This is a genomic window from Pseudonocardia sp. N23 (assembly GCF_002583555.1).
GTDB lineage: Bacteria > Actinomycetota > Actinomycetes > Mycobacteriales > Pseudonocardiaceae > Pseudonocardia.
In genome coordinates this window covers 1-23,456 of sequence record NZ_BEGX01000077.1, presented here as the reverse complement: position 1 = coordinate 23,456, position 23,456 = coordinate 1, and the positions used below count along the sequence as shown (strand labels likewise).

The 23,456-nt window shown below is 74.2% G+C and carries 22 protein-coding genes; 2 read left to right on the top strand and 20 right to left on the bottom strand.

The annotated features are described in order from the left end of the window. Positions 1 to 142: 142 nt before the first annotated feature. Positions 143 to 571, top strand: a complete 429-nt coding sequence (locus tag TOK_RS21665; RefSeq protein ID WP_098959838.1) for a MarR family winged helix-turn-helix transcriptional regulator — start codon at positions 143 to 145, stop codon at positions 569 to 571. A gap of 23 nt (positions 572 to 594) precedes the next feature. On the opposite strand, the gene der is transcribed toward TOK_RS21665, so the two are convergent. The 10 genes from der to xerD form a co-directional block, all read right to left on the bottom strand. Then, positions 595 to 2,007: a ribosome biogenesis GTPase Der gene (gene der, locus TOK_RS21660; protein WP_098960036.1), complete on the bottom strand. Its 1,413-nt coding sequence runs from the start codon at positions 2,005 to 2,007 to the stop codon at positions 595 to 597. A gap of 35 nt (positions 2,008 to 2,042) precedes the next feature. Then, positions 2,043 to 2,717: a 1-acyl-sn-glycerol-3-phosphate acyltransferase gene (locus TOK_RS21655; protein ID WP_098959837.1), complete on the bottom strand. Its 675-nt coding sequence runs from the start codon at positions 2,715 to 2,717 to the stop codon at positions 2,043 to 2,045. Continuing rightward, positions 2,714 to 3,388, bottom strand: coding sequence for a (d)CMP kinase (cmk, locus tag TOK_RS21650; protein ID WP_216362060.1), 675 nt, complete (start codon positions 3,386 to 3,388; stop codon positions 2,714 to 2,716). Before cmk ends, TOK_RS21655 begins: the two co-directional genes overlap by 4 nt. Before the next feature lie 177 nt (positions 3,389 to 3,565). After that, a complete protein-coding gene (gene aroH, locus TOK_RS21645) occupies positions 3,566 to 3,928 on the bottom strand; it encodes a chorismate mutase (protein ID WP_098959836.1) in 363 nt (120 codons plus the stop codon). 36 nt (positions 3,929 to 3,964) lie between these two features. Beyond that, positions 3,965 to 4,723 carry a pseudouridine synthase gene (locus TOK_RS21640; protein WP_098959835.1) on the bottom strand — a complete coding sequence of 253 codons (759 nt, stop codon included), beginning with the start codon at positions 4,721 to 4,723 and terminating at the stop codon, positions 3,965 to 3,967. A gap of 67 nt (positions 4,724 to 4,790) precedes the next feature. Continuing rightward, on the bottom strand, positions 4,791 to 5,510 hold the full coding sequence (scpB, locus tag TOK_RS21635) for an SMC-Scp complex subunit ScpB (protein ID WP_098959834.1): 720 nt from the start codon (positions 5,508 to 5,510) through the stop codon (positions 4,791 to 4,793). After that, on the bottom strand, positions 5,507 to 6,313 hold the full coding sequence (locus tag TOK_RS21630) for a ScpA family protein (RefSeq protein ID WP_098960034.1): 807 nt from the start codon (positions 6,311 to 6,313) through the stop codon (positions 5,507 to 5,509). The genes scpB and TOK_RS21630 overlap by 4 nt, the downstream gene beginning before the upstream one ends. A gap of 20 nt (positions 6,314 to 6,333) precedes the next feature. Continuing rightward, entirely contained in the window at positions 6,334 to 7,257 is a 924-nt protein-coding gene (locus TOK_RS21625; protein WP_098959833.1) for a ParA family protein, read from the bottom strand. Positions 7,258 to 7,436: 179 nt separating this feature from the next. Next, positions 7,437 to 8,153 (bottom strand): DUF4097 family beta strand repeat-containing protein, encoded by a 717-nt coding sequence (locus TOK_RS21620; protein WP_098959832.1) that lies wholly within the window; start codon positions 8,151 to 8,153, stop codon positions 7,437 to 7,439. 32 nt (positions 8,154 to 8,185) lie between these two features. Beyond that, a complete protein-coding gene (gene xerD, locus TOK_RS21615; protein WP_098959831.1) occupies positions 8,186 to 9,109 on the bottom strand; it encodes a site-specific tyrosine recombinase XerD in 924 nt (307 codons plus the stop codon). Between the two features lie 79 nt (positions 9,110 to 9,188). On the opposite strand from xerD, the gene TOK_RS21610 reads away from it, so the two are divergent. Continuing rightward, positions 9,189 to 10,184 carry a TIGR03560 family F420-dependent LLM class oxidoreductase gene (locus TOK_RS21610; RefSeq protein ID WP_098959830.1) on the top strand — a complete coding sequence of 332 codons (996 nt, stop codon included), beginning with the start codon at positions 9,189 to 9,191 and terminating at the stop codon, positions 10,182 to 10,184. 152 nt (positions 10,185 to 10,336) lie between these two features. Here TOK_RS21610 and TOK_RS21605 read toward each other — a convergent pair whose 3' ends face one another. The 10 genes from TOK_RS21605 to TOK_RS34305 form a co-directional block, all read right to left on the bottom strand. Next, complete coding sequence (locus tag TOK_RS21605) at positions 10,337 to 10,957, bottom strand: NUDIX hydrolase (protein WP_305775567.1); 621 nt, start codon at positions 10,955 to 10,957, stop codon at positions 10,337 to 10,339. After that, positions 10,954 to 12,750: a CTP synthase gene (locus TOK_RS21600; protein ID WP_253258547.1), complete on the bottom strand. Its 1,797-nt coding sequence runs from the start codon at positions 12,748 to 12,750 to the stop codon at positions 10,954 to 10,956. Before TOK_RS21600 ends, TOK_RS21605 begins: the two co-directional genes overlap by 4 nt. 96 nt (positions 12,751 to 12,846) lie before the next feature. Continuing rightward, positions 12,847 to 13,767 carry a copper transporter gene (locus TOK_RS21595; protein WP_098959829.1) on the bottom strand — a complete coding sequence of 307 codons (921 nt, stop codon included), beginning with the start codon at positions 13,765 to 13,767 and terminating at the stop codon, positions 12,847 to 12,849. Next, a complete protein-coding gene (gene steA / locus TOK_RS21590) occupies positions 13,764 to 14,948 on the bottom strand; it encodes a putative cytokinetic ring protein SteA (RefSeq protein ID WP_098959828.1) in 1,185 nt (394 codons plus the stop codon). The genes TOK_RS21595 and steA overlap by 4 nt, the downstream gene beginning before the upstream one ends. A gap of 284 nt (positions 14,949 to 15,232) precedes the next feature. Continuing rightward, entirely contained in the window at positions 15,233 to 17,056 is a 1,824-nt protein-coding gene (gene recN, locus TOK_RS21585) for a DNA repair protein RecN (RefSeq protein WP_098960032.1), read from the bottom strand. Positions 17,057 to 17,165: 109 nt separating this feature from the next. Beyond that, positions 17,166 to 18,104, bottom strand: a complete 939-nt coding sequence (locus TOK_RS21580) for an NAD kinase (protein ID WP_098959827.1) — start codon at positions 18,102 to 18,104, stop codon at positions 17,166 to 17,168. Then, positions 18,101 to 18,913 carry a TlyA family RNA methyltransferase gene (locus TOK_RS21575; RefSeq protein ID WP_098960031.1) on the bottom strand — a complete coding sequence of 271 codons (813 nt, stop codon included), beginning with the start codon at positions 18,911 to 18,913 and terminating at the stop codon, positions 18,101 to 18,103. The genes TOK_RS21580 and TOK_RS21575 overlap by 4 nt, the downstream gene beginning before the upstream one ends. Before the next feature lie 5 nt (positions 18,914 to 18,918). Continuing rightward, positions 18,919 to 19,053, bottom strand: coding sequence for a hypothetical protein (locus TOK_RS34760; RefSeq protein ID WP_256387996.1), 135 nt, complete (start codon positions 19,051 to 19,053; stop codon positions 18,919 to 18,921). Positions 19,054 to 19,285: 232 nt separating this feature from the next. Further along, entirely contained in the window at positions 19,286 to 20,335 is a 1,050-nt protein-coding gene (locus tag TOK_RS21565) for an HAD hydrolase-like protein (RefSeq protein ID WP_098959825.1), read from the bottom strand. Continuing rightward, on the bottom strand, positions 20,332 to 23,247 hold the full coding sequence (locus TOK_RS34305) for a hypothetical protein (RefSeq protein WP_253258546.1): 2,916 nt from the start codon (positions 23,245 to 23,247) through the stop codon (positions 20,332 to 20,334). The genes TOK_RS21565 and TOK_RS34305 overlap by 4 nt, the downstream gene beginning before the upstream one ends. Positions 23,248 to 23,456 lie beyond the last annotated feature (209 nt).

Sequence of the window (23,456 nt, the reverse complement as noted above, 5' to 3'; positions counted from 1 at the left end):
CCGCGATCCTTCCGAACGACAGTGTTTACGATGACACTGTTCGACGGCATGATCGACGCGACGGCCGCCGGCACGAGCGACACGGCCGCCGGTCACCGACGCGCACGTGCGCGGTCCGGCGTGGAGGAGAGGGGAACTCGCGATGGCGGCATCGGAGGTGCACAGCGCGCTGGCGTTCGGCCAGCTCCTGCACCGGCTGGAGCGTGCGGTCTCCCGGCGCATCGAGTCGGCACTCGCCGGCGAGGCGAGCCTCGACCAGTGGCGGGTGCTCGACCTGCTCTCCGACGACGCCGGCCACCCGATGAGCGAGATCGCCGCGCATGTCGCGGTCCCCGCCCCGACACTGACGAAGATCGTCGACCGCATGGTCGACGCCGGGCTGGTGCACCGCCGAGCCGACGATGTGGACCGGCGCCGGGTGCTCGTGCTGCTCGCCGACCACGGCCGGGACCTGCACACGCGGCTCGCGCTCGCCGTCGGGCAGGCCGAGCAGGACGTCACCGCCGCGCTCGGCGACGACGCCCCCGTCGTGCGGGCGATGCTCGAGCGCCTCGCGCACCGCCTGACCTGACGCCGGCTCCGGGCCGGGCGCGGTCAGCGCTTGCGCTGACGCTTCTCCCGGACACGCACCGACAGCCGCACCGGCGAGCCGGCGAACCCGAACTCCTCACGCAGTCGGCGCTCGATGAAGCGTCGGTAGCCCGCCTCGAGGAACCCCGTCGTGAACAGCACGAACGTCGGCGGGCGGGTCTGGGCCTGCGTTGCGAACAGCACCTTGGGCTGCTTGCCGCCGCGCACCGGTGGCGGGGTCGCGGCGATGACGTCGGACAGCCAGCCGTTGAGCCGGCCCGTCGGGATCCGCTGGTCCCACGACGCCAGTGCTGTGCGCAGCGCGGGCGCGATCTTCGTGACGGAACGCCCCGTGAGCGCCGAGACGTTGACCCGCTCCGCCCACTGCACCCGCACCAGGTCGCGCTCGAGCTCGCGCTTCATCGCGAGCCGGCGGTCCTCGTCGACGAGGTCCCATTTGTTGAACACGAGCACGAGCGCCCGGCCGGCTTCCTCGACCATGGTGATGACGCGCTGGTCCTGCTCGGCGATGGGCTCGCCCGCGTCGATGAGGACGACGGCGACCTCGGCCGCCTCGATCGCGGCCTGGGTGCGCAGGCTGGCGTAGAACTCCATGCCGCTGGCCGTCTTCACCCGCTTGCGAAGGCCCGCGGTGTCGACGAAGCGCCAGACCTCGCCGTCGAGGTCGACGAGGGAGTCGACAGGGTCGACGGTCGTCCCGGCGACCTCGTGCACGACCGAGCGGACCTCCCCCGACACCCGGTTGAGCAGGCTCGACTTGCCGACGTTCGGCTTGCCGACGAGCGCGACCCGGCGGGGCCCGCCCGTGCCGTAGCCGGCGTCGTCGCGCGGCGACTCGGGCAGGATCTCGAGGATCTTGTCGAGCAGGTCGCCGGAGCCGCGGCCGTGCAGGCCCGACACCGGATAGGGCTCGCCGAGGCCGAGCCGCCACAGCGCGGCGGTGTCGGAGGTGAGCCGGTCGTCGTCGACCTTGGTCGCGCACAGCAGCACCGGCACGTCGCCCCGGCGCAGCACGCGGGCGACGGCCTCGTCGGTGCTCGTGGCGCCGACCGACGCGTCGACGACGAGCATCACCGCGTCGGCCGAGCGGATGGCCATCTCGGCCTGCGCCGCGACGGCCGCCTGCAGACCGGTCGCGTCGGGCTCCCACCCGCCGGTGTCGACGAGGGTGAACCGGCGGCCGTTCCACAGCGCGTCGTAGGCGATGCGGTCACGGGTGACGCCCGGGATGTCCTGGACCACCGCCTCGCGACGCCCGATCAGCCGGTTGACCAGCGTCGACTTGCCGACGTTCGGTCGGCCGACGACGGCGAGCGTCGGCGCGGGCGGCGCGGCCTCGATCCCGTCGGCCCCTCCGCCCGACCACTCGTCGTCGGCGGCGACGAACTCCTGGGGGTCGATACCCAGCGCGGCCATCGCCGCGCGGTCTCCCCGGTCGGTCCCTGTCTCGTTCACGTCCTGCTCCGAACTTCGTCTACCTCCGCCACCAGCGCGGCGAGCGCGGCACGGATCGTCTCGGTGGCCGCAGCCAGTTCGGCGCGACCCTTCCCGGTCGGCGCCGCCATCGGCTCGCCGACCCACAGGTCAACCCGCGGCCGCCACCGTCGCGGCGCGCCCGGCGCGCGGTAGGTCCCCCGGCACACCACCGGCAGCACCACCGCCCCCGACGCCCGCGCCAGCCACGCCGCACCCTGCTGCGCGGCGGCGACCTCGCCACTGCCACGGGTGCCCTCGGGGAACACCCCGACGAGCCCGCCGCCGCGGAGCACGCCCAGCGCCGCGGTCAGCGGCTTCCGGTCGGCCTCGCCGCGGCGGACGGCCAGCTGACCGATCCGTGGCAGCACCGCGCCCATCGGGCCGCGGAACATCTCCTGTTTGACCAGGAACACCGCGCGGCGCCCCAGTAGTCCGTACAACAGCGGCCCGTCGACCATCGAGCTGTGGTTGGCGACGAGCACCACCGGCCCGGAGGCCGGGACCCGCTCGCGATGGTGCACGTACACGCGGAACACCGGACGGAACCACCACGTCCCGACCCACCGCGCGACGTCGGTCAGCCGTGGCGACGCGCCCGCCGGGAGATCACCCTCGGCGACGGCCTGCGCCGACTGGCGGGCGGCGGTCACGACAGCAGCCCGCGCTCCGACACGAGCCGCAGCAGCTCGGCGAGGACGGCCTCGGCGGACAGCTCGTCGGTGTCGACGAGCAGCGCGTCGGTCGCCCTGTGCAGCGGCGACACCGCGCGCGTCGAGTCGAGGCGGTCGCGGCGCCGGACGTCGGCCAGGACGGTCGCGACGTCGCCGCCGCGGCCCGCGCGCGCGTCCTGACGGCCCCGGCGCGCGGCCCTGACCTCGTCGGACGCGGTCAGGTAGACCTTCAGCGGCGCGTCGGGCGCGACGACCGTGCCGATGTCGCGGCCCTCCACGACGATGCCGCCGTGCGTGGCCAGTGCGGCGGTGATGACGGCCCGTTGGGCCGCCACGAGCCGGTCGCGGACCTCGGGCAGCGCCGACACCGCACTCACGAACGCCGTCACGGCGCCGCCGCGGATCTCGGCCGCGACGTCATCGCCGTCGAGACGGATCGTGGGGCCGTCCGGGTCGGTGCCGGACTCGATACAGGCACCGTTGGCGGCAGCGACGAGCTGCTCGGCGGATGCGGACCCGTCGAGGCCCGCACGCAGCGCCGCCAGCGTGGCCGCGCGATAGGTGGCCCCGGTGTCGAGGTAGGCCGCGCCCACGGCGGCGGCCAGCCGCCGCGACACCGTCGACTTGCCGGTGCCCGACGGGCCGTCCATCGCCACGACACCGCGCAGCGTTCCCGGACCGGTCACCGCCACCGACTCCTCCCCCGGGCCACGTCCGTCGGGACGCGGCCTCACGCGCCGCTCGACCGGCCGGACCCGGCGCATCTCGCGGGGCCGTCGACCATTGTGCCGTGCGCCCGGTTCGCGCCGGCTGCTGGGATCCCCCGGCTACTGGGGCAGGTCGGTGCGCAGCGCCGCAGCTCCGCCCAGGTACACGTGCCGCAGGTCGGCCCGCGTCCGCGTGGTCTCGACGTGGGCCAGCAGCCGCAGCACCCGCGGCATCGCACCCGGCACCGCGATCTCCGACGCGCACATGAGCGGCACGTCGGTCAGGCCCAGCAGCCGGGCGGCGTACGCGGGGAACTCGGCCGTCAGGTCCGGCGTCGCGGTGAACACGATCGAGATGATGTCGTCGGACACCAGCCCGTTGCGCTCGAGCACCGCCGTCACCAGCTCGGCGGAGCCCTCCAGGATGTCGTCCCTGGTGTCCGAATCGACCTGGATGGCGCCCCGCACCGCACGTACAGCCATGTCACGCACCCTATTACCCCGTGATCGAGGGCCCGGTCACAGACCCACCGCGCGGTAGAGCGCACCGACCTCGACCTGGTTGAGCGGTCGCAGCTTGCCCGGCCGCTGCTCGCCCAGGCGCACGTCGCCGATGCCGGTGCGGACCAGCCGCAGCACCGGGTAGCCCACCTCGTCCATCAGCCGGCGGACGACGTGCTTGCGGCCCTCGTGCAGCACGATCTCGACCATCGAGCGGCCGGCCGAGGAGTCGACGAGCTTGAACGAGTGCACGGCGACCGGCCCGTCCTCGAGCTGGATCCCGGCCCGCATCCGCTTGCCGAGGTCGCGCGCGACCTGGCCCGCGACCTCCGCGACGTAGGTCTTCTCCACCTCGAACGACGGGTGCATGAGCCGGTGGCCCAGCTCGCCGTCGTTGGTGAGCAGCAGCAGGCCCTCGGTGTCGGCGTCGAGCCTGCCGACGTGGAACAGCCTGCCGGCCTGGTTGAGCAGCTCGGCGCGGTCGGCGATGAGGTCGCCCACACAGAGACGGCCACGGTCGTCGGCCATCGTCGACAGCATGCCTTGCGGCTTGTTGAGGGCCAGGTACACGAGGTCGTCGCGCAGCACGACCCGCGCCCCGTCGACGTGCACGACAGCGGTGTCGGGGTCGACACGGCGGCCCATCTCACGGACGACCTCGCCGTCGACGCTGACGCGCCCTGCGGCGATCAGGTTCTCGGCCGCCCGCCGGGAGGCGATACCGGCCTGGGCCAGCACCTTCTGCAGGCGGACACCGTCGGGACTCTGGGTACTCATCACACTCACGTCTGTTGCTCTGTGATCTGTTCTCGGGGAACCGATCTCGGGAAGCCGGATCGGGGTTTCAGGGGTCGTCGATGCCGTCGACGAGGGCGTCGATGCTGTCGATGTCCGGCAGCAACGGTGCCAGCGGCGGCAGGTCGGTGACGGCGTCGAGGCCGAGCCGTTCCAGGAACAGCTCGGTGGTGCGGAACAGCGTGCCCTGGGTCTGCGTGTCGACCCCGGCCTCCTCGACGAGGCCGCGGGTCAGCAGCGTGCGCAGCACACCGTCGCAGTTCACGCCGCGCACCGCCGCCACCCGGGCCCGGGTGACGGGTTGGCGGTAGGCGACGATCGCGAGGGTCTCCAGCGCGGCCCGGGTGAGCCGGGCACGCTGCCCGTCGAGCAGCATGCGCTCGACGAACGGGGCGTGCCGGTCACGGGTGTAGAAGCGCCATCCCCCACCGACGCGGCGCAGGTCGATACCCCGCCCCGCCGCGGTGTAGGCGGCCGAGAGCCGTTGCAGCGCACCGCGGATCCGGGCGACGGGCTCCCCCAACGCCGAGGCGAGCGCGTCGTCCTCGGTCGGGTCGTCGACGACGAGCAACAACGCCTCGAGCGCCGCGTCGAGCTCGGTGTCGGTGTCGAGGACCGGGAGGTCCTCGGGCCGGTCCGCCGGGGCCGGGCCGTCCGGACCGTCGACCCCGTGGCGCCCGCCGACGCGGTCCGGTTCCCCGTCGCCGCCGTAGGCCGCCGCACCGCCCGGCGCATCGCCTGCGGTGGTGTGGGGGTGGGACTGGGTCACGTCTCGTCTTCGGGGTCGGCCGTCGGTGGAATGGCCGCGTCGCCGGAACCCTCGGCGATCCAGCGGACCGTCAGCTCGCCGAACGCCTCCGGCTGCTCCAGCCACACGCTGCGTTCACGGTACAGCTCCAGCACCGCGAGGAAGCGGGCGACCACCTCCAACGGCGCCACACAGTCGGCCGTGAGCTCGGCGAACGACGCGACCCCCAGCTCCGCGAGCCGTTCGCGCAGCAGCGCCGCGTGCTCGGGTACCGAGACCTGCGGGGCGTGCAGGTGCTCCACCCCGACGGTCGGTGGCGGCTTCGGCCGGAACACCGACGCGGCGAGCTCCGCGAACGCCTCCGGCTCGACGCCGAGCAGCACCTCCGGCAGCAGCGCCGAGAACCGTTCCTCCAGCGCCACCGAACGCGGGAAGCGGCGCAGCGCCGTGGACTCCAGCTCGACGAACATCGCCGCGACCTGCTTGTAGGCCCGGTACTGCAGCAGCCGCGCGAACAGCAGGTCACGGGCCTCGAGCAGGGCGAGGTCCTCGGCGTCCTCGACGTCGCCGCCCGGCAGCAGCCGGGCCGCCTTCAGGTCGAGCAGGGTCGCGGCGACAACGAGGAACTCCGTCGTCTCGTCGAGGTCCGCGTCGTCGCCGAGCGCGGTGAGGTGGGCGATGAAGTCGTCGGTGACCTGGTGCAGTGCCATCTCGGTGATGTCGAGCTCGTGCTTGCCGATCAGCTGCAGCAGCAGGTCGAACGGGCCCTCGAAGTTGTGGAGCCGGACCTGGAACCTGCCGGGCCGCTCGGGCGGGCCGAGCATCGGGTCGTTCTCGACCACCGTCACCGGGCGATGACCTCGCGAGCCAGCAGCCGGTAGGCCTCGGCGCCGTTCGAGGTGGGCGCCCAGCTGGTGATCGGCTCGCCCGCCACCGTCGTCTCCGGGAACTTGATCGTCCGGTTGATGACGGCCTCGAACACCTTGTCCCCGAAGGCTTCCACGACGCGCTGGTGCACCTCGCGGGTGTGCAGGGTGCGCGGGTCGAACATCGTCGGCAGCACGCCGAGCAGGGTGAGGTCGGGGTTGAGCCGGTCGGTGACCTTGTCGATCGTGTCCATCAGCAGCGCGACGCCGCGAAGGCTGAAGAACTCGCAGGCCAGCGGGATGAGCACCGAGTCGGCACAGGCGAGCGCGTTGATCGTGAGCAGGCCGAGCGACGGCTGGCAGTCGATCAGCACCACGTCGTAGCGGTCGAGGACGCGCTTGAGCGCCCGGCCCAGCACCTGCTCCCGCCCCACCTCGGTGACCAGCTGCACCTCGGCCGCGGACAGGTCGATGTTGCTGGGCAACAGGTCCAGGCCCTCGACCGACGTCTCCATGATCACGTCCTCGGCCTCGACGCCGCGCTCCATGAGGAGGTTGTAGATCGTCGTCTCCAGCTGATGGGGCTGCACGCCCAGCCCGACCGACAGCGCGCCCTGCGGGTCGAAGTCCACCAGCAGCACCCGCCGCCCGTACTCCGCCAGCGCCGCGCCCAGGTTGATGGTCGACGTCGTCTTGCCGACGCCGCCCTTCTGGTTCGCGACGGCGATGACGCGCGCCGGACCGTGCTCGGTCAACGGCTCGGGGACGGGCGGGCTCAAACGGTGTCTCCCTCCGCGGCCCGGTGCGGCCACCGGCTCGTCCACCGAGGCGCCGTCGTCGACGTCGAAGTCCTCGTCGTCGCCGGGGTCACGACGGGGTTCGAGGGGCCGCGGTGTGTCCATGCGGGCTCCGGTCTCCTCGTGAGCGCCCCTGTCGGGGTGGTCCTCGCCGCAGCGTAGGAAAACCGTGCGACGTGCGGCAACGCGGCTCGCCGTGCGCGGGCGAGACGGTTCGGCCACGCTACGCCGTCCGGAGCAACCCTCACGGTCCGGGGTGGCTGATGGGGCTGCTGGGGCGCCGGTCAGCCCGCGGTGACCGTCACGTCGCCCGCGCTGCTGCGTGCCGTGATCCGCGACCGGGCTGCCGGGTCCGTGGGCACCGTCACCCGGGCGTCGCCGGCCGACGAGTCCGCCGTGACGGCGTAAGGGCCGCCCGGGACCGTGACCGTCACCGACCCGGCGCTCGAACGGGCGTCCACCTGGCGTGGCGCGGTCGCGAAGCCCAGGTCGACCCCGCCCGCCGACGTCTCGGCCTTCACCGTCGTGGCGCCGAGCCGCTCCCCCGTCACCCCACCGGCGTTCGAGGTCAGGTCCAGGTCGCCCGACAGCCCGGTGACCGTGACGCCACCGGCCCGGAGCTGCACCGTCGCCGCCGCGGCGGCCGGCACCGTCACGACGAGTCCCGCTTCGCACCGGTCCGAGCCGCTGCCCGGGCACCGCGCCGTGATCCGCAGCACCGAGCCCTCCACCGTCTCCGTGACGACGGGCTTGCGGTCGCCGCTCCAGCGCAGCGTGCGGTCGACCCTGGCCGACCCGTCCGCCCCGGCCTCGACCCGCACGGTTCCCGAGTCCGAGTCGACGTCGACCCGGGTGACCGCGACGTCGTGACGCTGCGTGCTGGTCTCTCCCGGCGCACTCGTGTCGCCCGCGCCGGAGCCGCTGCCGGTGAACTGCACGTTCCCGCAGCCGGCGAGGACCAGCGCGAACGCGACGATCGGCAGCAGACGGCTCCGGTGCATGACGCCGGAAGGTACTGGAGATCCGGGCCCGGTCACGCCCTGGCGCGCGGGTGCGCCGTCGCGTAGACCTCGCGGAGCGCGTCGACGCTGACGTGGGTGTAGACCTGGGTCGTCGCCACCGACGCGTGCCCCAGCAACTCCTGCACCACCCGGACGTCGGCCCCGCCGGAGAGCAGGTGCGTCGCGAAGCAGTGCCGCAGCGTGTGCGGCGACACCTCGGTGCGCACCCCGGCGACCTCCGCGGCGCCGCGCAGCACGTGCCACGCGCTCTGCCGGGAGAGCCGCCGGCCGCGGGCGTTGAGCAGCAGCGCCGGGGTGCCGTGGCTGCGGGCCGACAGCGCGGGGCGGCCGCGGACCAGCCAGGCGTCGACGGCGGCGAGCGCGGGCCTGCCGACGGGCACGATGCGCTGTTTGCCGCCCTTGCCGCGCAACAGGACCGTCCGTGTCGAGGTGTCGAGGTCGTCGACGTCGATCCCGACGGCCTCGGAGATGCGGGCGCCCGTCGAGTACAGCAGCTCCAGCAGGGCGCGGTCGCGCAGCCCGGTCGGGCCGTCGCCGATGCAGCCGGCGAGCAGCTGCTCGACCTCGTCGACGCTCAGCGTGCGCGGCAGCCGTTTCGCCGCCGCGGGCGGGGTGACGGCGCGGGACACGTCGTCGGGGACGAGGCCGTCGCGGGCCGCGAACCGGTGCAGCCCACGTACCGCCGCCAGCGCCCGGGCCGTCGACGACGCCGCCAGCGGCGTCTCCCCGCTGCGGAGGGCGACGACGAACCCGCTGACGTCGGCCTCCCGGGCCGCCGCCAGGTCCGCGACGCCGCTCCCGCGCAGGTGCCCGGTGTAGCGACGCAGGTCGTTGCCGTAGGCGCGCAACGTGTTCGGCGAGCTTCCCCGTTCGACGGCGAGGTGCGCCAGGTAGGCGTCCACCACCGCGTCCAGCCGGTCCGTCGCCACTGCCATCGGCCCATCCTGCCCTGCCCGCCCCCGGGGGTGACGGCACCACGCCGCGCACCCCGGTCGTCGGACATAGGGTCGAGCCATGTCTGGTTTCCGCTTCGGCATGTTCGTTCCCCAGGGCTGGCGGCTCGACCTCGTCGGTGTCGACCCCGCCGACCAGTGGGGTGTGATGAAGGGCCTGGCGCAGCACGCCGACGCCGGCGCGTGGGAGTCGATCTGGGTCTACGACCACTTCCACACCACGCCCGTCGCCACCGAGGAGGCGACGCACGAGGCCTGGACGCTGACGGGCGCGTTCGGCGCGATCACCGAGCGGGTACGGCTCGGCCAGATGTGCACGTGCATCGGCTATCGCAACCCCGTCCACCTGGCGAAGATCGCCGCGACCGTCGACCACGTCTCGGGCGGCCGGGTCGAGATGGGCATCGGCGGGGGCTGGTACGAGCACGAGTTCCGTGCCTACGGCTACGACTTCCCCGACGCGCCCCAGCGGCTGCGACAGCTCGACGAGGGTGTCCAGATCTTCAAGCAGGCGTGGGCGGACGGGAAGGTCGACCTCGCCGGGCGCGAGTACACCGTCGACGGCGCGCTCGTGTTCCCGAAGCCGTTGCAGGACGGCGGGATCCCGCTCTGGATCGCCGGCGGCGGCGAGAAGGTCACGCTCAAGATCGCCGCGAGGTACGCGGACTACACGAACTTCGGCGGCACACCCGAGGGCTTCACCCGAAAGTCCGAGCTGCTCGCTGCGCACTGCACGGCCGTCGGCACCGACTTCGACGCGATCACACGCTCGTCCAACTACATGGTGACGATCGGCGCGGACGAGAAGGAGGTCGCCGACCGCCTCGCGCGCCTGCGGGAGCGGCTGGTCGCGACCGCGGGTGAGGACGGCGCCGCCAAGGAGATGCGTGCCGTCGAGGGCATGCCCGGCCACGGGACGCCGGAGCAGATCGTCGAGAACCTGCAGGGGCTGCAGAAGCGCGGCCTCGGCTACGGCATCTTCTACTTCCCCGAGGCCGCCTACGACCGCTCGGGCATCGAGCTGTTCGAGCGCGAGGTCGTCCCCGCGCTGGCCTGATCCCGCCTGCACCCGCCCGCCGGAGGCGTCGGGGCATCACACCCCGCGCCGAGTCCGGCGTGGGACTGGCTCCGATCATGGTCGAAGCAGTCCCACGCCGAACTCGGCGGGGTGTCGGGGCGGTCGGGGCGCGGACCTCCGGACGGCCGGTCTCAGCCGTCCGCGCGGGCGGCGAAACGGGTCGGCCGGTCGAGCCACGGCGCGTCGACGGGACGCCCCGCCCTGCCGCCCAGAGCCTGCACAGCGAGCACCCCTGCGACGGTGGCAGCGTTGACGATCGTGCCGTCGAGCACCATCGCGAGCGCCTCGGCGAGCGGGAACCGCCGCACCTGGATGTCGGACTCCTCGTCGTCGCCCATGTCGGGGCGGCCGACGTCGGTGAGCCCGCGGGCCAGGTAGACGCGGACCGCCTCGTCGGAGAACCCGGGCGACGGAGTCGTGTCGACCAGCACCGACCAGTCCCGCGCCGACAGGCCCGCCTCCTCGGCGAGCTCACGGGGCGCGGTGAGCGCCGGGTCCTCCCCCGCGATGTCGAGCAGGCCCGCGGGCAGCTCCCACAACCGGCGGCCGACGGCGTGCCGGTACTGCAGGATCAGCACGATGCGGTCCTCGTCGTCGACGGCGGCGACCGCGACGGCACCCGGGTGCTCCATGATCTCCCGGGTCGCGACGCGCCCGCCCGGCATCACGACCCGGTCGGTGCGCAGCGCCATGACGCGTCCGGTGTAGACGTCGGACGACGACTCGACGGGAAAGACGTGCCGGTCGGTCACGCCGTCACCGCGTCGCCGCCCGGGACCTGCCCAGCGGCGTCCTGCACAGCGCCGTCCTGTGCGGCGGCGCCCTGTGCGGCGGCGTCCTGTGCGGCAGTGTTCCGCGCGGCGGACTCGTCGGGCGCGTGCACCTCGACGGGCAGGCGCTCGGCCGCCCGGTAGTCCAGCGCCGCCCGCACGAACGCCGCGAACAGGGGGTGCGGGCGCGTCGGCCGGCTCTTCAGCTCGGGGTGCGCCTGCGTCCCCACGTAGAACGGGTGCTCGTCGACCGACAGCTCCACGAACTCGACGAGCCCGCCGTCGGGCGACGTGCCGAACCGCAGCCCGGCCTTCGCCAGCCGGTCGCGGTAGGCGTTGTTGACCTCGAAACGGTGCCGGTGCCGCTCGGACACCTGCGTCGTCCCGTACGCCCTGGCGATGACACCGCCCTCGACCAGCGTGGCCGGGTAGGCGCCCAGGCGCATCGTGCCGCCCATGTCCCGCTCACCGGCGACGACGTCGACCTGCTCAGCCATCGTCGAGATCACGGGGTGCGGGGTCTCGGGATCGAACTCCGTCGAGCTGGCGCCGTCGAGGCCGGCGACGTTGCGCGCCGTCTCGATCACCATGCACTGCAGGCCCAGGCACAGGCCGAACGTCGGGATGCCGCGGGTGCGGGCGTGGGTCAGTGCCCCCAGCTTGCCCTCGATGCCGCGGATGCCGAACCCGCCGGGCACGAGGATGCCGTCGACGCCCTCCAGCGCCGCGGCGGCACCCGGCGGGGTGTCGCACTCGTCGGAGGGCACCCAGACGACCTCGACCCGGGAACGGTGCGCGAAACCGCCGGCGCGCAACGCCTCGGTGACCGACAGGTACGCGTCGGGCAGGTCGACGTACTTGCCGACGAGCGCGATCCGCACGGTCTCCCGCGGGTGGTGGACGCGGTCGAGCAGACCGCCCCACACCGTCCAGTCGACGTCGCGGAACGGCAGCCCGAGCCGGCGCACCACGTAGGCGTCGAGGCCCTCGCGGTGCAGCACCTTCGGGATGTCGTAGATCGACGGTGCGTCCGCGGCCGCAGCGACACCGTCGAGCTCGACGTCGCACATCAGCGAGATCTTGCGTTTCATCCCGTCCGGGATGTCCCGGTCGGCACGCAGGACCAGCGCGTCGGGCTGGATACCGATGTTGCGCAGGGCTGCGACCGAGTGCTGGGTCGGCTTCGTCTTCAGCTCGCCCGACGGCGCCAGGAACGGCACCAGGGAGACGTGCAGGAAGAAGCAGTTGTCGCGACCGACCTCGTGGCGGACCTGGCGGGCCGCCTCGAGGAACGGCAGCGACTCGATGTCACCGACCGTGCCGCCGACCTCGGTGATGACGACGTCGGGGACGACACCGTCGGTGTCCGGGTCCGCCATCGCGAGGATGCGGTCCTTGATCTCGTTGGTGATGTGCGGGATGACCTGGACGGTGTCGCCCAGGTACTCGCCGCGGCGCTCCTTGGCGATGACCTCGGAGTAGACCTGCCCCGTCGTGACGTTGGCGCGGCCGTGGAGGTTGCGGTCGAGGAACCGCTCGTAGTGCCCGATGTCGAGGTCGGTCTCGGCGCCGTCCTCGGTGACGAACACCTCGCCGTGCTGGAACGGGTTCATCGTCCCGGGATCGACGTTGAGGTAGGGGTCGAGCTTCTGCATGGTGACCCGCAGACCGCGGGCGGTCAGAAGCTGACCGAGGCTGGAGGCCGTGAGGCCCTTCCCGAGTGAGGAGGCGACCCCACCGGTGACGAAAAGATGACGCGTGGCGCGAGGCTGCACGGAGTTTCAGCTTACCGGGATCGTCCGGTTCGTCGACGGCAGCCCCGCCACCGCGGCGCGTCCCCTGGTGGGAGCCCTACCGGGTCGCTTCCGGGGTCAGGCCGGGACGCTCGCGTCGGCCTTCGGGCCCGACCCGTACGCACCGGCCTTCCCGTCGAGCTGTTCGCGCAGCGCGAGCACCGCGGCGACCCGTCCGGAACCGGTGTCGACGTCGTCGACGGTCGAGAGGCCAGCCGTCGCCGCGCGGTCGGCGCGGGCCACCCCCACCGCGCCCGTCGCGGCCGCGGAGCCGGACCGGCCGACGAGGACCGCGCCCGCCGCGCCGCGGTCGAGCTCGGTGGCCATCCGGGCCGGTACGGCGGCCGCGTCACCGGCGTCGGGACCGCTGAACGTGGAGCCGGTGACGACCATGACGAGGTTCGCGGGCGCCGGCACCGGGCCGGGCGTCACGAAGCCCGCCGAGGCAAGTCCCGACACCACGGCCTGGATCTGGGTCGGGTCGGCCTGCGGCTTGCCGTCGCGCAGCGCCACGACCGAGCTCAGGAGGCCACCGGCGAGGCTCCCCGGGTCCGACGCCGCCGGCAGCTGCGCACCCGCGGGCAGCAACTGGGCGGTGAGCTCGCGCAGCTGGTCGGCGCGCGCGGGATCGGTGACGGCGTCGGTCAGCGCGAGGGTGCCCGTCGCCGTGCCCCCCGCCTGCCCGATCAGCGCGGCGACGGCGTCGCGGTCCGCGGCGGTGGCGCCGATGGTCACCAGTGCCACGGTCTGGCCGGGCAGCAGCCCCTTCACGACCGACGGGCCGATCCGCGACGCGAACTGGTCGGCCGACGCCTGCTCCGCCAACAGCGAGTCCCGCTGCGCGGTCAGCTGGTCGACCTGCGAGCCGAGGTCGTCGCGGGTCGTCGACACCGCCGACAGCACCCGGTCGGACAGTCCGCTCGCGCCGAGGAAGACCCCTACGGCGAGCGCGAGGAAGACCGCGGCGATGGACACCGCGTGGTACCGCAGGGAGATCACCCGAACACGTCCTTGACCCAACCGACGACGGACCGCCACGCCTGCACGAGCGTGTCGAGCACGGCCTCCCCCGCCTGGGAGACGACCAGCGCCGCGACGACCGCGACGGCGGCGGCCACGATCATGAGCACGATCGCCCCGGCGGAGATGCGGCTGCGGTAGAGCGCCGCGATCACCCGCCCGTCGACGAGGATGCCGCCCACCTGCAGCCGCGTCAGGAACGTCGAGGCGTTGCTGCCCGACCGGCCGCGGTCGAGGAACTCGGCCATGCTGGCGCCGAGCCCGACCGTCACGATCATCGACGCGCCGCGGTGGTGGGCCAGCAGCAGCGCGAGGTCCTCGGGGTTCGCGGTGCTGGGGAACGTCACCGCGCTCGCACCGAGGTCCTGAACCCGGTGCAGGCCGGGGGCGTGCCCGTCGGCGTAGGCGGGGACGACGACGTCGGCACCACAGGTCAGCGCCTCGGTCGACACCTCGGCCGGGTCGCCGACGATCAGGTGCGGACGGTGCCCGGCCGCCAGCAGCTCGTCGGCGCCCGCGCCGACACCGAGGAGCACCGGCTGGTACTCGCGGATGTAGTCCTTGAGCCGCGTCAGCTCCTTGGTGTGGTCGAACCCGGTGCCGACGACGAGTACCTGCCGGCCGGCGAGGTCGACCTCCACCTCGGGGACGCCGTGCCCGTCGAGCAGCAGGGACCGCTCCTGGCGCATGAACTCGGTGGTGTTGGAGGCGAACGCCTCGAGCTGGTGGGTCAGGCCCGACTTGGCCTCGACGAGCGCGTCGGCGACCGAGTCGGCGTCCTGCACGTCGCCGCGGGCGATCTCGGTGTCCCCGGAGTACAGGACGCCGTCGTGCAGCCGCAGCCTGCTGCCGTCCTTCGCAGCGCGCAGCACCTCCTCGCCGACACGGTCGACGAGGGTGATGCCGGCCCCGACGAGAACCTCCGGGCCGAGGTTGGGGAACCGCCCCGAGATCGACGGCGACGCGTTCACCACGGCCGCGACCTGCGCGGCGACGAGCGCGTCCGCGGTCGCGCGGTCGATGTCGATCTGGTCGATGACGGCGATCTCACCCGGGCGTACCCGCCGCAGCAGGGCGTCGGTGCGCCGATCGACGCGGGCGGTCGCGGCGAGCCCTGGCAGCTCGGGTCGCGAGCGGTTCAGCAGGCCGGACAGCTTCATGCACGCACTGTGACATCCGGGACGGATGTTGCGACGCAGGCACGCCGTGGGCGCCGGTCGGTGATCGTCACCCGTTCGGGACGGCGCGACCGGTGACGTCCGGGTCGCAGGGGTGTCCCGGGGCACTCCGTGGCGTGTCGGCGCCGGGTGCACGAGGGCCTGCGGCCGCGCCACGGTGACGCTTGGTCGCCGGACGCGGGTCGGGGCGTGTGGGTCGGGGCGTGTGAGTCGGGGTGTGTGAGTCGGGGTGTGTGGGTCGGGGTGTGTGGGTCGGGGTGTGTGGGTCAGCGCGCCTTCCGGCGGCTCCTGGCGGCCGGCTTCGCTGCCTGTCCTTCGCCTGAGGCGGTCCTGCCGGCCGCCGTCTTGTCGGTCGCGGCGGTCGTCAGCAGCTCCTCGGCGTGCGCGCGGCCCGACGAGGTGTCGTCGAGACCCGCGAGCATCCGGGCGAGCTCGACGACCCGCTCGTCGTCGTCGAGGGTGCGCACCGAGCTGCGGGTCACCCCGCCGGTGCCCGCCTTGTGCACCACCAGGTGCCGGTCGGCGTAGGCCGCGACCTGCGCCAGGTGCGTCACGACGACGACCTGGTGGCTGCGCGCGAGCCGGGCCAGCCTGCGCCCGATCTCGACGCCGGCCCGACCACCGATGCCGGCATCGACCTCGTCGAACACCATCGTCGGCACGGGGTCGGCGTCGGCGAGGGCGACCTCGAGCGCGAGCATGACGCGGGAGAGCTCGCCGCCGGAGGCGCCCTTGTGCAGTGGCTGCGGCGACGCGCCCGCGTGCGGGGTCAGCCGAAGCTCGACCTCGTCGGTGCCCGAGCCGCCCGCGACACGGGGGCTGCCGCCGACGACGATCGCCTCCCCCGCCTCGACCGCCTCGGGTGTCGCCGCGCGCGGCGCGACCCCGACGGTCAGCGACGCGTCGCGCATCGCGAGGCCCGCGAGCTCGGCCGTGGTCTCCGCGGCGAGCCGGCCCGCCGCCTCCGTGCGGGCGGCGGTGAGGGCGGCGGCGTGCCCGGCCAGCTCGGCGCCGAGCTCGTCGCGGCGGACGGCCAGCGCGGCGAGGGCCTCGTCGGAGGTGTCGAGGTTGTCCAGGCGTGAGCGCGCATCGGCCGCCCAGGCCAGGACGCCGTCGGTGTCGGCGGCGTACTTGCGGGTCAGCGACTTCAGCTCGGCCTGCCGCGACAGCACCGCAGCGAGCCGCTCGGGGTCGGCGTCGAGCCGGTCGAGGTAGCCGGTGAGCTCGGCGGCGACGTCGTCGAGGACGGCGAGCGCCTCGCCGAGCCGCGGGTCGAGCGCGGTGAGCTCGGGATCGCCCGCCGCGGCGATCCGGTGCCGCGCCTCGCCCACCAGGCCGACCGCGCCGGGCGTGTCCATCGCGTCGGCCGCGTCGTCGGCGCCGGCGAGGACGGCGCGGGCGGCGGACGCGGCCTCCCGCAGGTCGTCGGCGGCGGCGAGGCGGCGGGCCTGGGAGACGAGCTCGCGGTCCTCCCCCGGCAGCGGTGCGGCCGCCTCGATCTCGGCGACGCCGTGGCGCAGCAGGTCGGCCTCCTGGGCGAGCCTGCGGGCACCGTCGCGGCGCTCGACCAGCTCGGCCGCCACCTTCAGCCATTCCGCGCGCACCGACCGGTAGGCCTGCAACGGGCCCGCCACGGCGTCACCGGCGTAACGGTCGAGCAGGGCGCGCTGGTCGGCCTGGCGCAACAGGCGCAGCTGGTCGTTCTGGCCGTGCACCGCCAGCGACGCCTCGGCGAGCCGGCCCAGCACCCCGATCGGGACGGATCGTCCGCCCAGGTGCGCGCGTGAGCGCCCGTCGGCGGAGACGGTGCGCACGGCGATGAGCTCGCCCTCGTCGGACTCGGCGCCGACCTCCTCGGCCAGCGCGAGCGCAGCCGGCCCGGCCGCGAACCGGCCCTCGACGACCGCGCGCTTCGCGCCCTCCGACACCCGCGACGCCTCGGCGCGGCCGCCGCCCAACAGGGTCAGCCCCGTGACCACCATCGTCTTGCCCGCGCCCGTCTCCCCGGTGAGCACGGTCAGGCCCGGGTCGAGCTCCAGCGTGGCGTCGTCGATCACGCCGAGGCCCTGGATCCGCATCTCGGCCAGCATGGGGCGAAGCGTACGGCCGACCACCGACGCGGCGTGCGCGGCCATCCACAGGTCGGCGCGTCGCACCCCGCGGAACGTTCCGCAACGTCCGCCTGTGGACAGAACCGGGTCAGTCGTCGTCGCCGCGGTCGTCGCCGGGCAGCCGGGAACCGCGCCAGCCCCGTACCGGCAGGTCGAACTTGCGGACGAGCCGGTCGGCGAACGGGCGCCCGTCCAGGCGGACCATCAGCACCGGCAGCTCGCCGCGGCACAGCTCGACGCGCGCACCGGGCGGCAATGCGATCGTGCGCCGGCCGTCGCAGTCGAGGATCGCCTCGGAGCCGTGCGGATGCACCTCGACGGCCAGCTTCGAGTCCGGGGCGACGACCATCGGCCGCGCGAACAGCGCGTGCGCGTTGCTCGGCACCAGCAGCAGCGCCTCGACCTGCGGCCACACCACCGGCCCGCCCGCCGAGAACGCATACGCCGTCGACCCGGTGGGCGTCGCGAACAGCACGCCGTCGCAGCCGAAGCTCGACACCGGCCGACCGTCGACCTCCAGGGTGACCTCGAGGATCCGTTCCCGGCTGGCCTTCTCGACGCACACCTCGTTGAGCGCCCACGTCCGGCCCAGCTCGACATCACCCATGCGGGCGACGGCGTCGATCGTCATGCGCTCCTCGACGTTGTAGTCGCGCGCGATGATCGCGTCCACCGCCATGTCGAGCGAGTCCTCCTCGGCCTCGGACAGGAAGCCGACGTGCCCGAGGTTGACCCCGAGCACCGGGACCCCGCACATCCGGCCGATCGCCGCGCCGCGCAGCAGCGTCCCGTCGCCGCCGAGGACGAGGATGACCTCGCAGCCCTCGGCCCGGCCCGGTTCCTCGGGGACGAGGACGGGTTCGAAGCCCGGTGGCAGGTCGAGCTCGAGGCGGTCGCGCTCGTCCTCGAGCATGCGCAGCCTGATGCCCTCGGCCGCGAACCGCTTGGCCACCGCTGCGGCCGTGCGACGCGTCGTGGGGCGTCCGGTGTGCATGACGAGCAGCACCTCGCGCGACGTGCCCGTCATCGGGGTCCCTCCTCGACCGCGCGGGCGAGCACGTCGTCGCCCGCATCCGCGGCCGCCGTCCCGGCACCGGCCGGGGCGTGCAGCCGCAGGAAGTACTCGACGTTGCCCGACGGGCCCGGCAGGGGGCTCGCCGTGGCGTCGACGACGACCAGGCCGAGCCCGCGGGCCGTCTCCGCGACGTCGGTCAGCGCCGCGAGACGCAGGCCTTCGTCGCGCACGACCCCGCCGGCGCCGAGCCGCGCCCGGCCCACCTCGAACTGGGGCTTCACCATGGGCAGCAGCGTGCCGCCGGGCTCCGTGCAGGCGACCAGGGCGGGCAGCACCGTCCGCAGCGAGATGAACGACAGGTCGGCGACGGTGAGCGCCGCCGGACCGTCGATGTCGTCGGCGGTGAGCGCACGGACGTTCGTACGGTCGTGGACCTGCACGCGGTCGTCGTTGCGCAGCCGCCAGATCAGCTGCCCGTAACCGACGTCGACGGCGACGACCTGCGCGGCGCCGCGGTCGAGCAGGACGTCGGTGAACCCGCCCGTCGACGCGCCCGCGTCGAGGCAGCGCAGCCCGTCGACGGCGACGTCGAATGCGTCGAGCGCGCCGAGCAGCTTCGCGGCACCCCTGGAGGCCCACTCACGTCCGGTGGTCTCCGCGACCAGCACGGGGGTGTCCCGGTCGATCTGCGTGGCGGGTTTTCCCGCGGGCACCCCCCGGACGACGACGCGCCCCTGCTCGATCATCTCCGCGGCCTGGCCGCGGGAACGGGCGAGGCCACGACGCACCATCTCGGCGTCGAGCCGGAACCGGCCTGCCACCCGGGTCACCGCCGCTCGGGGGACGCGGGACCGGCGGGGTTGCCGGCGGCCAGCGCGTCGCCCAGCGCGGTGTGCACGGCCTCGAAGGCCGCGACGTGGTCGGCGACGGGCCGGGCGGCCACGTCGCCGAGTGCGGCCATCGCGGCACCGACCGATGCCCGGACCGCGTCGAGCGGTCGGGCGCCGGCCGGGTGGGCCTGTGGAACCGGACGTGGATCACCGGGCGGCGGCCCCGGCACGGGCCGCGGTCGCTCCGGCGACGGGTGTGTCATGTCTGTCTGGCTCCCGGGACGGCAACGGATGCCGTCACGGTAGCCGGTGACCGGACCCGTCCGGACCGTGCGTCCGGCCGGGTGGTCGGCGGTGCCGCCGTCAGGCCCCCGTGCTCACGGCCACGCTGTCGGCGCCCGTGGTGGCCAGGCCCAGCTCGGCGGCCGCCGCACCGGCGGCGTCGCCGACGGTGCGGAGCCGGAACGGCCCACCCCCGGCCGCCCAGTGCGCCGCGCACAGCGACCGCAGCGCGTCGAGACCCGGTTCGGGTGAGCCGTGCCCGTCGCCGGACAGGACGAGCCCGCCGTCGCCGGTGACCTCGACGCTCCAGCCCGGCCGGGCCGCCGCTGTCGAGAGCTCGTCGGCGTCGCGGGGCAGCGCGGTCAGGTCGGCCGCGACGTAGGTCGGGCGCTGGTCCGGGACGGCCGCCAGTACCTCGGCGGGCCGGCTGATGCCGGTGAGGACGTGCAGCGTCGGCAGCCCGGCCGTGTACCCGCCCTGGATGTCGGTGTCGAGGCGGTCGCCGACCACGAGCGGCGCCGTGGCCCCGGTTCGTTCGACGGCCTGCTGCATGAGCCGCAGCCCGGGCTTGCCCGCGACCTGCGGCTCCCGGCCCGTGGCCACCTTCAGCGCCGTGACCATCGCGCCGTTGCCCGGCAACGGGCCACGCTCGGTCGGCAGGGTGAGGTCGGTGTTGGTCGCGACCCAGACCCCGCCTGCACGCAGCACGATCGATGCCTCGGCGAGGATCCGCCATCCGGTGTCGGGGTTGTGGCCCTGCACGACGGCGACCGCACCCGGCGCCTCGCGGACCGGCTTCAAGCCGACGAGCGTGACCTCCTCGGCGAGCGCCTCCGTGCCGACGACGAGGACCGTCGCGCCCGCCGCGACCTGTTCGGCGAGCAGGGCCGCGCCGGCCTGCGAGCTGGTCATGACGTCGTCGGTCGTCGCCGGGAAGCCGATCTCGGTCAGGTGCGCCGCGACCTCGGCCGGGCGCCGGGACGCGTTGTTCGTGACGTAGGCCGTCCGCACGCCGCGGGCGGCTGCGTCGACGACCGCGTCGACCGCGTGCGGGATGGCGTCGTGGCCGGCGTAGAGGGTGCCGTCGAGGTCGGCGAGCAGCACGTCGTGCCGGTCGAGCAGCGAGGTCATCGGGCGTCGCCGTCCTGCTGCTCGTCGATGGTCGGTGCCGGGTTCACGTCGGTGTCTCCTGTCGTCGCGGCGTCCTCCGCCGCGGGACCGGACCCGGAGGCGGCGGACGTCTTCGTCTCGCCGGCAGGGCTCTCCGCTGAATCCTGCGCGTCCGAATCCTGCGCCTCGTCGTCGGCCTCGTCGTCGGCCTCGTCGTCGGCCTCGTCGGCGTCGGCCTCGTCGGCGTCGGACTCGTCGGCGTCGGACTCGTCGGCGTCGGCCTCGTCGGCGGCGTCTTCGGCGTTCGTGTCGCCGTGGGTGTTGTCGCCGGCCCCGTCCTCGGGTTCGGCGCCGCCGCGATCATCACCGGCGGACGCGGGCTCGGCGTCACCCGTGGAGTGGGCGTCGAGGGGGTATTCCTCCTCGCCGAATGTGACGTCGTCCTCGGTACCGAGCTCGTCGCCGGTCAGCTCGGCGACGCGCGCCGCGGCGTCGGTCTCCTCCTCGGAGTCCGCGTCGTGGGCGTGGACGAACCACTGCACGGCGTCGGCCTCACGGCCCGCGGCCAGCAGGTTGTCGGCGTAGGCGTAGAACAGCCGTGCGCTCCACGGGTCGCGGCGCGCCGGGTCGAGGTCGGCGATCTGCAGGCCCACGATCGCGGCGTCGAGCTCGCCGAGGTCACGACGGGCTCCCGCCGCGACGATCGACAGCTCGATCTTGTCGGCGGCGTCGAGGTCGGCGACCTCGGGGCCACGCGCGATCTCGATGGCCCGCTCCGGGCGCCCGAGCGCTCGTTCGATGTCGGCCATGACAGCCAGGTGGCCGGGGCCGCCGCCCATGCGGCGGGCGGCACGCAGCTCCCCGAGCGCCTCCGCCCACTCCCCCGCGTGGTAGGCGACGATGCCCGATGCCTCACGCACGACCGCGATCCGCGACGCCCTGCGGCGCGCGTAGCGGGCGTGTTCGAGGGCACGCTGGGGGTCGTCGTCGAGGAGGGATCCGGCCGCGACGAGGTGACGGGCCACCGTCTCGGCGGTGTCCTTCTGGAGGCCGCGCAGGTCGCGGCGGACCTCTGAGTCGAGGTCCGACGCCGAGATCTCGTCGGTCAGCGGCGGCGCGGTGACGTGCACGCGCTCCTCGTCACGACGGTCGTCACGCCGGCCCGTGCGGTGGACGTCGCGCTTGTCGTCCCGGCCGCGGCCCGGACGAGCGCCGTCACGGTCCCACGATCCACCCGAGTCGCGGCGGTCGCCGTCACGCCGGGACGAGCCCTGGTCACGACGGAACCCACCTTCACTCGGACGGTCCTGCCGCGGGCGGTACTCGCGACGGTCCCCGGTGTCCCGGGAGCCGGTGTCCCGGGAACCCATGTCCCGGGAGCCGGTGTTTCGGGAACCGGTCGTGCGCACAGCCGCCTCGGAGGCGTCGCCGGTGGCGTCGGCCGTCGAGGCGGCGTCGGTCGTGGGCGTGCCGGGCGTCGGGACTTCGTCCGTACCGGGGCGGGCGTCGGGGTGCTCCGACGACGTCGAGGCGCTGTCCGACTCGCGGCGGGCGAAGTCGGCGCCACCCATCGGTCCTCGGCCGCGGCCACCTGCGGTGTCGTCGCGGCGGGCCGGGCGACGGTCGCCGTCACTGCGCTGGGGACGGGAGTCCCGGTCGTCGCGACGCTTCCAGCCCTCATCACCACGCGCGGAGCTGCTGCGGTCGGAGCCGCTGCGGTCGTCGCGGCGTTCGTAGCGCCCACGACCGTCCTGCCGGTCGCGGTCGCGGAACCCGCCACCGGACTGCGGGCGACGGTCGTCGGAGCGGTCACGCCGCTCCCAGCCCCCACGAGCACCCTCGTCACGGGAACCGCGGTCGTCCCTGGAGGGCCGGGTGTCACGGGAGCCACGGTCGTCCCGCGTTCCACGGTCGTCCCGGCTTCCACGGTCGTCGCGGCGGGCGCCGTCGTCCTTGCGGTCACGGTCGTCACGACGCCATCCGCCGTCGCGTGCCCGGTCCCCGCCGTACGTGCGGCGCTCACCTCCACGGTCATCGCGCGGACGGTCGGTGCCGCGGTCGCCGCTGTAGGTGCGTCGTTCTCCGCCGCGGTCGTCGCGGTAGCCACCCTGGCGCGGTCCGCGGGAGTCGCGGTCGTCGCGGCGGGGTCCACCCGTGCCGGTACCACCGCTGCGGCGGTCACCGGAGTAACCGCCGCGACGGTCGCCGCCGCGGTCGGTGCGGTCGCCGCGGTCGTTGCCACGCCAGCCGCCGCTCGAGGACCCACCCCGGTCGCCGTCCCGGTCGTCACGGCGCCATCCGCCGGTCTGCGGGCGGTCACGCTGCGGGCCGCGGTCGTCGTTGTCGCGCCGGTAGCGCGGCGCATCGCTGCGGGTGCCACGCGAATCGCCGCGGGAGTCGCGGTCGTCGCGCCGGGGGCCCGAGGCGCTGTCGCGCTTGCGGTCCTCCCAGCGACCGCCGCCGCTGCCGGCACGGTCCGGACGTCCACGACCGCCATCGCGATCCCGTTGGCCCCCACCGTATCCGCCGGAGCGGCTGGAGCCGCGGTCGTCGGAGCCGCGGCTGGGGCGGTCCTTCGACCAGCTGCCGCTGCCGCGGTCGTCACGCGCCGGCCGGTCGGTACCGGTGCGGCGGTCGTCGCGACGGTCACCGTCGCGGCCGCGGGAGTCACTGCGAGGCCGGTCGTCACTGCGAGGCCGGTCGTCGCCACGGGGACGGTCACTGCGGGGCCGGTCGTCCCGGCGGGCGCCGTCGCTCCCCTTGTCGCGGCGGTCGTCGCGACCACCCCAGCCCGACCCGACGCGGCTCTGCCCGCGCCCCTGCTTGGAACCTTCTCGACGATCACTACCCGACGTTCGCCCGGAACCTGTCCGGCCGTCGTCCCGACGCTCGCGTCGCGGACGGTTATCGTCGGAACCATCCGCGATACTCATGCCGTTCAGAATACAATTCGCTGTTGGCGTCCCGCCGCCCACCACGTTGCGCGGCCCTGGAGAGCCCTGCAGGCCCACGCTGGACAGCACCGGCGAGGTCCCCGGCCGCCGATCTCGGACCGCCGCGAATGATCAGTAGCCCTGAAAATGGGCACAAAAAAAGGGGAATGGTTCCGGACCGAAGTCCGAAACCATTCCCCTGAATTTCA